Consider the following 12674-nt stretch of genomic DNA (forward strand, 5'->3'; position numbering starts at 1 on the left):
GCTTCTTGAGGGCGTGATTAGACGCACAAAAAAACGCCGACTCCGCAGATGACTGCGGAGTCGGCGTTTTTTTGTCAGCGAGAAAGCTAATCAAGAGGCTATTCAGTCTTCCAGCGTCTTCTGCCCCGCCCACATATTGGCAAATTGCCAGGCAGCACGCCCGCTACGCACGCCACGCTGGGTGGAATAGCGTAATGCTTCACCACGGGCCGCTTCATCAAAGCTCCCCTCACCCAGACGCCATTCGACCCAGTGCTGACACGTCTCGAGATAGGCGTCCTGATTGAAGGGATGAAAGGCCAGCCACAGGCCAAAGCGGTCCGACAGCGAAATCTTCTCCTCTACTGCATCGCCGTGATGTAGCTCGCCATCCACGATATGCGTGTCCAGATTGTCACTCATCTGCTCCGGTAGCAGATGACGACGATTGGAGGTCGCATAGAGCAGCACGTTCTCCGGCGGCCCTGTCAGCGTGCCATCCAGCACACTCTTGAGCGCCTTGTAGGCATCATCACTGCCCTCAAAAGACAGATCATCGCAGTAGACGATAAAGCGATGCGGCTGATGCGCCAGCTCTGCCACCAGTGACGGTAGCGCGGGGAGATCATGACGATCAATCTGAATCAACCGTAACCCCTCGTGACCGAGAGTATTGAGCAATGCACGAACCAGTGATGACTTGCCGGTACCACGCGCCCCCCATAGCAGAGCATGGTTAGCGGGCTTTCCCGCCAGAAACGCGCGCGTATTCGCCATCAATTCACGCTTCTGGCGGGCGATACCAAGCAGATCTTCAAGCGTCAGCGCATCACGTGGCGCGATGGGCGTCAGGCGCCCACCCAACGGATGCCGCGTCCACAACGCAGCGACATCGCAATTCCAATCAACGTCGATCACGGTAGGTGGTAGCAAGGGTTCCAGTCGATCAAGCAACTGATTGAGGCGATGTTCAAACTCTGGTGACATGATGACTCCCTGTCGGGTAAACGATGATTGGGCCGTAATGCAGCCGGCGAAATTACCTCTCAGTATGCCACGCCGATGGATCGGATCAGACCACCTCGCCTTGCGTGTCAAGCAATCGGTAATTCCGAAAACTGCACAAGTGAGCCTGTCCGGTTATGCTGTCTGCACTTTTCTTACACTTTCTCTTTTGCTTCATGTTCAGCCGATATCATTACCAGGAGATCACCATGCCAGGATTGCTCCCCCCTTTATCTTCCCTCCCTTTGCGTCGCTTGCTACCGCTGGCAGCCATCGCGACCGCCGTCACGCTAAGTGCCTGCGCCAGCTCACCGCTGGGCCGTAGCCAGCTGACGCTCTATTCCGATCAGGAACTGGAAAAGATGGGCGCTGCCAGCTTCAGCAAGTATCAGGAAGAACTACCGGTCGTTGAGGGTAAAGAAGACGCCTATGTCAGCTGTGTCGCCAACGCCGTGACCGCCAAGGTACCGACCAGCTATGGGATTACGCAGTGGGAAGTGAAAGTCTTCAAGGATGAGTCTGCCAATGCCTTCGCGCTTCCGGGCGGTCACATCGGCGTCAATACCGGACTGCTGGACATCGCTGAGAATCAGGATCAACTGGCAACAGTCATCGGACACGAAATTGCTCACGTACTGGCGAGGCATGCCAATGAGCGTGTCTCGACCCAATCGCTGACCTCTGCCGGGCTTTCATTGACACAGGCACTGGCAGGCCTGGAAGGGGCAGGAGGTGACCAGATAATGGGTCTTTTGGGCATGGGAGCCGAGTACGGCGTGCTCAAACCCTTCTCGCGCTCACATGAATCTGAGGCTGATCTAATAGGGCTTGATCTGATGGCCGAGGCTGGTTTTGATCCGCGTGCCAGCGTCAAGCTATGGGCCAACATGAATGCTTCTGGCGGTGGCCAGCCACCAGTATGGATGTCAACGCACCCTAGTGACGAACAACGCATGGCGGCGCTCAATGAGCGACTGGAGACAGCTCTGCCACTCTATGAACAGGCACGTGCCTCTGGAGAGAAGCCCAACTGTAATCGCTTGCGCTAGCTCTCCACTCATTATGCAAAAAGGCGACTCCGGGCGCCTTTTGCATAATGAAGAATGTAAATACTCGTCGCCAAATGTGTCTATATCGTCACTGACACATAGTGGATTGCTAGTCTGTTAGCACGCCCTAACGCTTTGTAGCCCTCACCTCTCTCGGGCATCGACATCGCGTTCACTTGTAAAGGAGCTGCAGCATGACTCGACTCGCACTCATCATTGACGACGACCCGGACTTCCGTGAACTACTCTCGGGATTGCTTTCCGCTCATGGTTACAGTTGTACCGAGAGTGAAGGGCTGCAGGATATTGCCTGCAACCCTAGCCGTCTGGAGGCCGATCTCATCCTGGTCGATTATGAACTTGGCGACTTTACTGGCGATGATGTACTCAATTATCTACGAGAACGTAGTGTGGAAGCCGGTATTATTCTGATGAGTGCCTGCCATTCCAGTGAGATGGAAACGATGGTTGATCGAGGGCGGCGAGGCGGCTTGAACATGCTAGGACAGCTTGGCAAGCCCTTCGACCTCAAGCACCTGTCCTCCATGCTCAATGATCTCAAGCTGCATCACAATCCGCTGACCGTCTGCGAATTGGATGACGCGCTCTCCCAGCAGCAACTTCACTTGGTCTATCAACCAAAAATAGATCTTGGCAGCGGAAAACTGACGGGGGCCGAAGCGCTCGTACGCTGGCAGCACCCACTACGTGGCATGGTCATGCCCAACCAGTTCATTACCCTGGCAGAACGCAGTAGTCGTATCGACCAACTGACGTGGCAGGTACTGGATCAAGGTTTCCGTCAGCAGATGCTGTGGTACAAGCAGGGCCTGAATCTAAATCTTGCACTCAACCTATCCCCTGAGTTGTTGCGCACACGCGATATGCTGAAAAAGCTTGATACACTCGCCATCGAACATGGTATCGACCCACATTGCATCACGCTAGAACTGACAGAAAGTTGCGGCATCGACTGTCTCACCTACGCACGTCATCTGCTTAATGCCATACGAGAGCGTGGTTATCGTTTGGCACTCGACGATTTTGGTACTGGATTTTCATCAATGATGCAGCTTTATAACCTGCCCTTTGACGAGATTAAAATCGATCAATGCTTTGTTGGCCGCAGTGACAGCCATCCTGAAGCCAGAGCCATCACACGTACTATTGTCGAGTTAGGCCAGCGCCTTAATCTCGCCGTCGTTGGCGAAGGGATCGAGACACCAGAGCAGCGCGACTATTTACGTGATACTCAATGCAATATCGGACAGGGTTATTTGTTTGCACGGCCACTTGAAATCGAGGCCTTTAATGCCTGGCGCCATCAGCCACCAATAGCCGTGAGTGAGCTAGCGATACCGAAAAGGAAAACACTGCACGCTAGCCTCTAGATGACATATAAAAATAACCCGGCCAAAGCCGGGTTATTTTTATAAACTTTCTCTCTCCAAACATATTCCACTTCATATTTTCATCATTAACATTTATATTATTATACGTTTATCTCTAGATCGACATTTTTCACGAAACCTTACTACCTTTAGGGCTCTCATACTTGCAGAAGGCGCATCTGTACGAGAGCACGACGCGTCATACCACCCAATGCTTCAAGTTGATGCAGTTGCTGATGAATCATCTCATCATCGCCACTGACCAACGCACTTTCCAGTACCTCTGCAGCACTGGCCAGTCTCTGGCATCCTAGCGACGCCGAGGCCCCCTTCAACGAATGGGCCTCACGCTTGAGCATGGTGTAGTCACTCTGAACATGCAGTGACGACATCTGTTCCACACGGCGATCAAGGCGCGTGAGGTAATTACCGAGCAGTTTGGAAAAGGCTTCAGCATTTAGAGTTTCCAGTAACTCCTGACAGGTATCCAACTGCAAAAGAGACTGTAACTCTTCCTCGGAAAGCTCATCTTCGATAGCTGAACCCATATCCCCGTGAATATTGTCAGCGAGAGATTTCTCGTGCTGGCCGGCAACACGATGGGTTATCTCGGGTGCTGTACTCTTCCTTGCCGCCAACATATAGCTCTCGGTCAAGGCAGTATCAGGCAAAGCGATAGCATCGAGAGGTTCATGAGAAGAGATATCTGACGCAGAAGAGACGACAAGGTGCTGGCGGAGCACTCGACTCAGATCATTTCGCGTGAAGGGTTTATGCAACACCGCATCCATACCGGCGACCAGACAACGCTGGGCATCTTCCTGCATCACGTTAGCGGTCATGGAAATGATAGGGAGATGAGCTCGCTCAGCTTGACCAGCTTCGATTTGACGCCAGAGGCGCGTAGTTGCGAGGCCATCCAGCACTGGCATCTGCATGTCCATGAAGATCAAATCCACTGCTGAGCCTTCTCGGGATAACCACTCCAACGCCTGTTCACCATTACCGACGACCGTCACCTGCTGACCGAGAAACTCGAGCATCGCACGGGCCAGTGACTGGTTAACTTCATTATCTTCTACCACCAGTATTCGGGCCTGCGGCAAGGGCTCATCGACAATCATCTGCTCAGGACATGCATCCGAAGCAGATAGCTCAGGAAGCGTAACCGTGCACCAGAAGCGACTCCCCAGCCCGAGATGACTTTCCACGCCGATCTCACCGCCCATCGCTTCGACCAAACGCTTGGAAATAGCGAGTCCCAGCCCAGTCCCTTCATGCCGACGGGCCATGGACGTATCGACCTGAGTGAAGGGGGCAAACAAATGGCCAAGCTGGGTGTGATCAATACCGCAGCCGCTATCTTGCACCTCGAAATACAAGGTATCGTTCTCATGAGAGCGGATACCTAGTCGAATAGTGCCTTTAGGGCAGAATTTGAACGCGTTGTTAAGTAAATTGGTCAGCACCTGACGCAGACGATTAATGTCGCCCTTGACCCAGGTAGGCAGGTCATCTGCACGCTCTTCCAGGAACATGCATGTGTTCTCAGGGGTTGTGCCATCACACTGACGGGCATAGTGCGCCACGAGCGAATCAAGGAAGTCCGGTAGCGAAAAGCAGCGCTGATCCAACTCTAGATTGCCAGCTTCGATCTTCGAATAATCCAGTACGTCATTGATGACAACCTGTAGGCTCTCTGCACTCTGGCGCAATGTGTCGAGATATTCCTTGCCTCGTGAAGACGTGACTTCCTCACCAATCAGATCTGCCACACCCACCATCCCATTGAGTGGAGTACGAATCTCGTGACTCATGATCGCCATGAACTCAGACTTGGCCTGACTGGCTGCCTGCGCTAGCTGCACCATGCCATCTAGCTCGCGGGTGCGCTCTTCGAGCATTCTCGCTTTCGAGGCACGTCCGCGTGTTTCTGCGATAAGCGCCACCACGAGTACTGCCCCACTCAGTGTCAACAGCAACAGCAGTATCAACGCCAGCGTATAAAGCTCCAGTAACTCATTACGTTCTTTGGAACGCTGAATAGCGGCCTCTGCATTGATATCCAGCAGCAACTCACCTGTCAGTCCTTGCAGTGATGTCAGGCGAGTCAGCAGCTGTTCAGAAAGCAGTTCATTACGACCGCCACCCTCAATCAGTGCCAAGATATCTTTATCCAGTGCATCGACTCGCGGCAGGCTCGCCATCAGTTGTGCATGAAGCTCAGGTATTGCCTTGAGCATGCGACCCATCTCACCACTTTGCAGCAGCTGCACACGACTGAAGAGGATATCGAGACGCAATAGAAGTTCGCTGTCATCTCTCAATGGTGCTGGGGTAGGTGACAATCGTTCTTCAGCGATCACTATGCGTAACTCGCGAACTTCTCGGTCGTACTGATAAATCCCCCATATCATGTTTTCGCGCAGCTTGTGCTCAAGTGTTTGCTGGTGCTGATAAACCAATGCACCTGTCACGAGTACCAACACAAAGAATAGCGTCGCGGCAATCGCGACACCGGCTCTGAAATACATCGATCTGAGTGGATTCATGAGTAGGCATCCTGCCAAACACGATTGAGACGGTAATTAATCGTCGATTTCGATGCGCTTTACCTGCCAGACAGAACGGGTCATGATTTCTTCATTGAGTAGATCGGGCTGCTCGCTAAAGGGATAAATGATGAAGATGGGACCATTATCCCGCACCCGCACCCGCAAACGCTTGCCGTCGATTTGCATCGCCAGAATGACTGGATAATCGAAAAAGTCCTGTACTGGCACACTCGCGGCATAGTCATTAAGCGCGACGACACGCATCGTGCCACTTTCAGCGCCAACGGCCTCCAATAGAGCAGACCCTAACGGACCACTGAAACGAACCTTACCATCATGCCAAGCGTCGCCGTCAGGGTTTCACGTTGCTCCAGTGTTTTCAGCATTTCACGATCAAAATGCGCTTCATTACCCGCATTGGTGTGCTCAATATTACCGGTGACCCTCAAAACGATCGGCCCTTGTGGTGCTTCAAGCGCCATGGCGACAGGCGATAGCAACAAGGCACCCAGCAAGCCGGACGAGATCCAGCGACGACACTGGGCAAGTTGCGAAATAACGTTCAAATATCCAGAGAACTTCAGCATGCCACTTACTCCACTCGATAATAGATAGTAACGAGTATAAGCCGCAGCGTTTATGCCAACCGTGAACCATTGTGACGTCGTATCACGCTAAAGCAGCGTAAGGTGGTTCTATCAACCGAACAAGGAGGTGACGGCATGCACATCGGCATTCTGGAGGATGATCAAGATCAACGTGACTATCTGATGCTCTGCCTTCAGACACAGGGGCACGAGCTGGCGGGTTTCGAACGCGCCAATCAACTATTGCGTGCCCTACGCGAGCAGAGTTTTGACATGTTGATCATCGATTGGCAGCTACCAGATGCCTGCGGCATGGAGCTGACACGTTCATTGCGCAGCGAGCATGGCTGGCAGGGATTGATTCTGTTCATCACCGCCAGTCAAGGGGAAGGAGACGTCGTACATGCACTGGAAAATGGCGCTGATGACTTCCTGAGCAAGCCCATCAACCCCAAGGAACTCACGGCGCTAGTGGCAGCGCTTGGCCGACGACTGGCCAACAGCACCGCCAGCAATGCACTGAACGAGGTGGAAGGTATTCCGGGGCAGTACCGAATAGAGCAGGAAGAGCACACCATCTGGTGCGCAGGACTACAGGTCAATCTGACACAGCGCGAATATCAGCTTGCCGTACTATTAATGCGCCATATAGGAGAGCTGTTTTCACGCGCCTATTTGCTGGAAATGATATGGGGAATCAACGGTGACATCTCTACTCGCACCGTCGATACCCATATCAGCCGCCTTCGCCGCAAACTAGGATTTGATGGTAGCCATGGCCTCAAGCTAAGAAGCGTGTATCAACATGGCTATCGACTGGAATTCTGCAGCGATGGAGAAAGTGCTCGCAAGAGCGCCTGAATATCTCTATCAAGCCATCAACAACTGACGCAACATCAGCGCAACGGGCGCCGTATCCGGCCGCTTGTGGCGCCACAGGAAGTAGGACTCTGCTGCCTGTTCTACCAGCATGCCCAAGCCATCCTCTGAGCGTGCACCTCGATCAGCAGCCCAGCGCATGAAAACGGTAGGCTCTGCGCTATACATCATGTCGTACGCCAGTGCTTGCGGGGTGAACAGCGCTTGCGGCAATGGCGGTAATTCCCCACCCAATGACGCACTGGTACCGTTGATGACCAGGTCAAAGTGCCCCTCGATCTCCTCAAAACTACCACCGGATAGCGAAGTCCCGTCTACCGCCAGATCCGCAAAGTCAGCCGCCAGCCCGCTAGCCTTGGCTGCCGTACGATTGGCAATGATCAGCGCTGCTGGCTGTTTCGCCAGCAAGGGCTCCAGCACTCCCCGCACAGCCCCACCTGCCCCCAGCACGAGAATACGTGCGCCCGCGAGAGGCGCTTGAAGACGCTCAAGATCTCGCACCAGGCCCACGCCATCGGTGGTATCACCGTAAACCTGACCGTTCTTGCCCAGCAGCAGAGTATTGACGGCGCAAGAACGCTGCGCACGTGGACTGAGCACATCGACAAGCCGATACGCCTGCTCCTTGAAGGGCATGGTGACATTCGCACCTAACCCACCTTCTGCGACAAACTCGGCCCAGCCACCGGCAAAGTCATCTGCTGGGGCCAGCCGTGCCTCATAGCTCAAGGAGTCTCCCAGCTGTTCAGCGAAGGCGCGATGAATCAGGGGAGACTTCGAGTGGGCAATCGGGTTGCCGAATACAGCGTAACGAGACATCAGGACTCCGGGACGATCTCAGGGTAAGAATCAGGCTGACAGGCGCTATCAGGCGCCTTCGCCCAGCCAGTCGCGCGCATGCAGAAAGTCGCGATACAGCACGGATTCGGCGCTGTCTTCCTCGGGTTGGTAGCCATACTCCCAGTGAACGACTGGCGGCATCGACATCAAGATCGACTCGGTACGCCCGCCACTTTGCAGTCCGAACAGGGTGCCGCGATCCCAGACCAGATTGAACTCGACATAGCGGCCACGACGATACAACTGGAAATTACGCTCGCGCTCCCCGTAAGCCATGTTGCGACGACGCTCGACGATCGGCAGATACGCTTCCAGGAAGCTATTGCCTACAGACTGCTGGAAAGCGAAGCAACGTTCGAAGCCCCACTCATTCAGGTCATCGAAGAACAGCCCACCCACACCCCGTGTCTCATCACGATGCTTCAGATAGAAATACTCGTCACACCAGGTCTTGTAACGCGGATAGACGTCGCTACCGAAGGCGATGCAGGCATCGAAGGCTGTCTGGTGCCAGTGACGCACATCCTCAAGCTCGGGATAGAACGGCGTCAGATCGTAGCCGCCACCGAACCACCATACCGGCGCTTCACCGTCTTTTTCAGCAATGAAGAAGCGCACGTTACCGTGACTGGTTGGCACATGCGGGTTATGCGGATGCAATACCCAGCTGACGCCAACTGCGTGGAAGCTGCGACCCGCAAGCTCAGGGCGAACGGCTGTCGCAGAGGCCGGTAATTGTAGGCCAAAGACATGTGAGAAGTTGACGCCGCCCTTCTCGAAAACACCGCCATCCTCCATCACTCGCGAACGACCACCACCGCCCTCTGCGCGCTCCCAACTATCTTCACGGAAACTCGCCTTGTCATCGCAGACTTGCAGCGCATCACATAGGCGGTCCTGCAGGTCGAGTAGGTAGACCTTGACGTCTTCGAGATTGGCGTGGGCCACAGTGCCTCCGGTGAATCGAAAAATGAAAAATTAACAGGGGAGCGAACCGTCTCCCCGCTGACAAGAGGCTGTCAGCATACCGCCACCTCGAAATCATGGCAGGCGGCACTTTACTCACGCATGACCTGAATCAAGGCTCAGGCCCGCAACACTGCGCCAGTCACAAGATCACAGATAGTACTGGGCCGTGCGTTACCGCCCAGCGGGCCGTCGAGAATCACTTCATCTGCCAGCGATGCACCGAAGGCGTCACGTATCTCGTCAGCGCTCATCGCCGGCGCTTCGCCTGCACGATTGGCCGAAGTGGACACCAGCGGGCTATCAAGTTCAGCACACAGCGCCTGCACCAAGGGATGATCACTGACCCGCACGGCAAGGCTTACGTGATCACCGCGCAGCAAGGGATGGGCGCGACCATTATCCGGCACTAGCCAGGTAAATGGCCCCGGCCAACTGGCCAACAGCTGCTCACGCTGTGCTGTCGAGATGCCGACAAGCCATCCTTCAAGCTGAGCGATATCGCCTGCAATCAGGATCAACCCCTTGGCAGGATCTCGAGACTTGAGCCGAATCAGGCGTGCCAGCGCGTCACCATTGTCAGGATCGCACCCCAATCCCCACACGGCTTCAGTAGGATACGCAACGATTCCGCCGCGGCGTATACACCCAGCGGCATCCGCGACAGCCGCATGATCGAGCGGGACAGCACTTGCATTCATGATCCGCACAGGCCTCTTCAAAGCAGATGATAGAGATGACGGCAGCTGACAACGCACTCGATGGACGCACGTGACAGGATGCTCGCCGCAGCACGGCGCAATTCTAGCATGCTCACCAACGCAAGGCCGACGCAACGATGCGTCGCACAGACACGCCTTATGGTCGTTCAGCTGTCACGGCATCATGGATAATGCTGTGCTTCGATTCTTTAGATCAGCACTCCATCATTCTCGAATACATAAGGACGTGTTCCATGCGCCAATACGTGACGCTCAGTACTACTGCCACCTTGCTGCTGACGATGGCGGGTTGTGCGAGCTCCGCTTCTCAGCCTGATGTCCCGGTAGCCCCTCGCCCTGTCACAAGCGAAGCACCGTCAGCGGCAACTCAGATAGCGCCGATCAGTGATCAAGCCATGCTGGCCACGTTATGGGTCCAGCGCAGTGCCGAATTCCATGCTCTGTCGCTACAGGCTTTCAATGTCGCACATGATCGTTTGAACATGGCACTGGCCCGCCGTGTTCAACATGACAAGCCGCTGGCCGTGGTGGTTGATGTCGACGATACCGTCCTCGACACCACCAGTTACGGTGGCTGGGCACTACGCAAAGGGCGGACTTACGACAGCCAGAGCTGGGCCAACTGGGTAGATGATGCCGTTTCCGCGGCCTCGCCTGGCGCCGTGGACTTTCTGAACTACGCGCAGCGTAGTGGCGTCGATGTCTACTACATCACCAATCGCAAGGCAGCGGGCAAGCAGGCCACCATTGCCAATCTGGCGGCATTGGGCTTCCCGCAAGCGAACGCCGAGCATGTGATGCCGCGGACTGACAGCTCCGACAAGACCGAACGTCGAGCTGTCGTCACTGCTGACCACGATATTGCCATTCTGATGGGCGACAATCTGGGCGACTTCGACCAAGCCTTCCAGCAGGACAGCACCGCCGCACGCCATGCAGAGGTCGACAAGCAGGCCAAGTCATTTGGCCGTCGTTTCGTCATGTTGCCCAACCCGACTTACGGAGAATGGGAAGGCGTCATCTACAAGGGAAACTGGGAAGCCAGCGAGACCGAGAAGCGGGCCATGCGTGCTGCTGCCCTGAATGCCTGGCAGCCCGATGATGGATCAGTATCTGCTGGCAAGTAAGTACTGCCGACTTACATCAGTGAGGTCCCGTCATCGTAGACTGCCGTGACTTGCCAGGACGCCCCGCAGGATTTCTGCGAGGCGTTCTGGGTGAAGCATCCATCTGCCATGCAGCTTCATGCTCTCGTCTATATCCCACTCATATCCGCTTCCAGCCACCGGGTGCCTGTACAGCACGCCCTTCGAGCTCCAATTCCAGCAATTGCATGCTCAGTTCACTCACCTGACATCCGCTCAGCTCGACCAGTTGATCGAGCGCCACCGGTATGGCGCTCAGAAAGCACAACGGCGAACTCTCTTGCACCACAGGTGGCGTAGCAGGTGCCAGTGATGGCAACTCCTGTGTCATGCCACGCGCGAGTGATTCACGCGGTGCAAGATGCCGCTGTTGGCGAGGAGTGACAGGCTGCTCTTGCCTCATGCTTGCGGCAGGCATGAGGTGATCAAGCTCGGCAAGCATATCGTCCACATTGCGGACCAGCGTGGCGCCTTGACGAATCAATTCAAGGCATCCACTCGAAGCAATATCTTCAATGCGGCCAGGCAGCGCAAACACCTCACGATTCTGCTCCATCGCCAGTCGTGCACTGACCAGTGAGCCACTGCGCAGCGTCGCCTCTACCACCAGCACACCATGTGACAGGCCAGTAATCAGGCGATTGCGGCGCGGAAAGTGGCGCGCATGCGCGCCAGTACCGGGCGGATGCTCCGACAGAAGCAACCCACCACCCTCGAGCAGACGTTGACGCAAATGATGATGCTGCGCTGGATAAACGACATCGACACCACAGCCCAGTACGGCGAGCGTCGAAGGACGTGCGGGGTAATCATCGTCAGAGAGCTGTACAGCAGCTGACAGCGCACCTTGGTGTGCCGCAGCATCAACGCCCAGCGCTAGACCGCTGGCCACGCTCCAGCCTCGCATCACCAGCTCACCGGCAAAGCCATGTGCATGTGCAAGACCTGCTTGACTGGCCTTGCGTGCACCGACAATGGCCAACTGTGGTAGCGCGAGCAGATCACGACGTCCCAGCGCCCATAATGTCAGTGGCGGATCAGGCAAGGTATCCAGCATCGCTGGCCATTCAGGGTCTGCTGGCGTCAGGAGATAGCAACCATAAGCCGGCGAGTGCCATTCGAGATCTGTCATCACCTGCTGATATAACGGCGAGGAGGTCGGTCGCTCACACCAGAGCCTCAATGATGCTGCCAAGCGTGGAGGAAGTGCAGTCAACCAGCCTTGTGGCCAGTCGGCATGCTCCCTGAGCTTGGCACCGGTATGATTACCAAAGCCCGGCAGTCGCGCCAGAAACGCAAAATCCGCTCGTGAGGGAATACGCTTTTCGACATTGCTATCGATCGTCACGTAACACCTCCCGAGCGGATCATTCGCAGCCTTTAACGACATTCATGCCACAGGCGCATCATCGACTATTCCAGGTCTTGCTCTCAGCCACGTGGCTCGAGCAGCAGATCGCCCACGCTCAGTGGGCGCGCCGCCTGCATTACCAGTGCATAACTGACCTTATCGTAGATACGGAACACCATGACCAATGTAGTGGCACAGTGAATCT

General features: G+C 55.2%; 12 protein-coding genes. 4 read left to right on the forward strand and 8 right to left on the reverse strand.

All coding sequences use genetic code 11. The annotated features are described in order from the left end of the window. Positions 1-102 precede the first annotated feature (102 nt). Complete coding sequence (locus tag BF12_RS0117565) at positions 103-966, reverse strand: ATP-binding protein (RefSeq protein WP_024953398.1); 864 nt, start codon at positions 964-966, stop codon at positions 103-105. Positions 967-1229: 263 nt separating this feature from the next. Between BF12_RS0117565 and BF12_RS0117570 the strand changes: the two genes are divergently transcribed. Both BF12_RS0117570 and BF12_RS0117575 read left to right on the forward strand, forming a co-directional pair. Next, positions 1230-2033 carry a M48 family metallopeptidase gene (locus BF12_RS0117570; RefSeq protein WP_024953399.1) on the forward strand — a complete coding sequence of 268 codons (804 nt, stop codon included), beginning with the start codon at positions 1230-1232 and terminating at the stop codon, positions 2031-2033. A gap of 194 nt (positions 2034-2227) precedes the next feature. Further along, the gene (locus BF12_RS0117575; protein WP_024953400.1) at positions 2228-3424 is read left to right on the forward strand and encodes an EAL domain-containing response regulator; all 1197 of its coding nucleotides are present in this window, start codon (positions 2228-2230) and stop codon (positions 3422-3424) included. A 158-nt stretch (positions 3425-3582) separates the two neighbouring features. On the opposite strand, the gene BF12_RS0117580 is transcribed toward BF12_RS0117575, so the two are convergent. The 3 genes from BF12_RS0117580 to BF12_RS23045 are packed head-to-tail and all read right to left on the reverse strand — an operon-like array spanning position 3583 to position 6566. Beyond that, positions 3583-5976, reverse strand: a complete 2394-nt coding sequence (locus BF12_RS0117580) for an ATP-binding protein (RefSeq protein ID WP_024953401.1) — start codon at positions 5974-5976, stop codon at positions 3583-3585. 36 nt (positions 5977-6012) lie between these two features. Continuing rightward, positions 6013-6243 (reverse strand): putative pterin-binding protein, encoded by a 231-nt coding sequence (locus BF12_RS23040; RefSeq protein WP_248623755.1) that lies wholly within the window; start codon positions 6241-6243, stop codon positions 6013-6015. Between the two features lie 41 nt (positions 6244-6284). After that, entirely contained in the window at positions 6285-6566 is a 282-nt protein-coding gene (locus BF12_RS23045; RefSeq protein ID WP_248623756.1) for a hypothetical protein, read from the reverse strand. Between the two features lie 135 nt (positions 6567-6701). On the opposite strand from BF12_RS23045, the gene BF12_RS0117590 reads away from it, so the two are divergent. Further along, a complete protein-coding gene (locus BF12_RS0117590; RefSeq protein ID WP_024953402.1) occupies positions 6702-7427 on the forward strand; it encodes a response regulator transcription factor in 726 nt (241 codons plus the stop codon). A gap of 9 nt (positions 7428-7436) precedes the next feature. Here BF12_RS0117590 and aroE read toward each other — a convergent pair whose 3' ends face one another. From aroE to tsaC, 3 genes are all read right to left on the reverse strand, one after another. Beyond that, positions 7437-8267: a shikimate dehydrogenase gene (gene aroE / locus BF12_RS0117595; RefSeq protein WP_024953403.1), complete on the reverse strand. Its 831-nt coding sequence runs from the start codon at positions 8265-8267 to the stop codon at positions 7437-7439. Positions 8268-8312: 45 nt separating this feature from the next. Next, positions 8313-9233: an oxygen-dependent coproporphyrinogen oxidase gene (gene hemF / locus BF12_RS0117600; protein ID WP_024953404.1), complete on the reverse strand. Its 921-nt coding sequence runs from the start codon at positions 9231-9233 to the stop codon at positions 8313-8315. A 137-nt stretch (positions 9234-9370) separates the two neighbouring features. Continuing rightward, positions 9371-9952: an L-threonylcarbamoyladenylate synthase type 1 TsaC gene (tsaC, locus tag BF12_RS0117605; RefSeq protein WP_024953405.1), complete on the reverse strand. Its 582-nt coding sequence runs from the start codon at positions 9950-9952 to the stop codon at positions 9371-9373. 254 nt (positions 9953-10206) lie between these two features. Here tsaC and BF12_RS0117610 point away from each other — a divergent pair, with 254 nt between their 5' ends. Further along, on the forward strand, positions 10207-11100 hold the full coding sequence (locus BF12_RS0117610) for a 5'-nucleotidase, lipoprotein e(P4) family (protein WP_024953406.1): 894 nt from the start codon (positions 10207-10209) through the stop codon (positions 11098-11100). Between the two features lie 139 nt (positions 11101-11239). Here the strand turns inward: BF12_RS0117610 and dprA are convergent, their stop codons facing one another. Then, positions 11240-12466, reverse strand: coding sequence for a DNA-processing protein DprA (dprA, locus tag BF12_RS0117615; protein ID WP_051511160.1), 1227 nt, complete (start codon positions 12464-12466; stop codon positions 11240-11242). Between the last annotated feature and the right edge of the window lie 208 nt (positions 12467-12674).

Origin of the sequence: Cobetia crustatorum (genome assembly GCF_000591415.1) — a bacterium.
GTDB lineage: Bacteria > Pseudomonadota > Gammaproteobacteria > Pseudomonadales > Halomonadaceae > Cobetia > Cobetia crustatorum.

Excerpts from the sequence above, each read along its gene's own strand:
- BF12_RS0117610 (WP_024953406.1), top strand. The coding sequence starts at position 10,207 with ATGCGCCAATACGTGACGCTCAGTACTACTGCCACCTTGCTGCTGACG.
- BF12_RS0117575 (WP_024953400.1), top strand. The coding sequence starts at position 2,228 with ATGACTCGACTCGCACTCATCATTGACGACGACCCGGACTTCCGTGAA.
- BF12_RS0117565 (WP_024953398.1), bottom strand. The coding sequence starts at position 966 with ATGTCACCAGAGTTTGAACATCGCCTCAATCAGTTGCTTGATCGACTG.
- BF12_RS0117580 (WP_024953401.1), bottom strand. The coding sequence starts at position 5,976 with ATGAATCCACTCAGATCGATGTATTTCAGAGCCGGTGTCGCGATTGCC.
- BF12_RS23040 (WP_248623755.1), bottom strand. The coding sequence starts at position 6,243 with ATGCGTGTCGTCGCGCTTAATGACTATGCCGCGAGTGTGCCAGTACAG.
- BF12_RS0117590 (WP_024953402.1), top strand. The coding sequence starts at position 6,702 with ATGCACATCGGCATTCTGGAGGATGATCAAGATCAACGTGACTATCTG.
- tsaC (WP_024953405.1), bottom strand. The coding sequence starts at position 9,952 with ATGAATGCAAGTGCTGTCCCGCTCGATCATGCGGCTGTCGCGGATGCC.
- BF12_RS23045 (WP_248623756.1), bottom strand. The coding sequence starts at position 6,566 with ATGCTGAAGTTCTCTGGATATTTGAACGTTATTTCGCAACTTGCCCAG.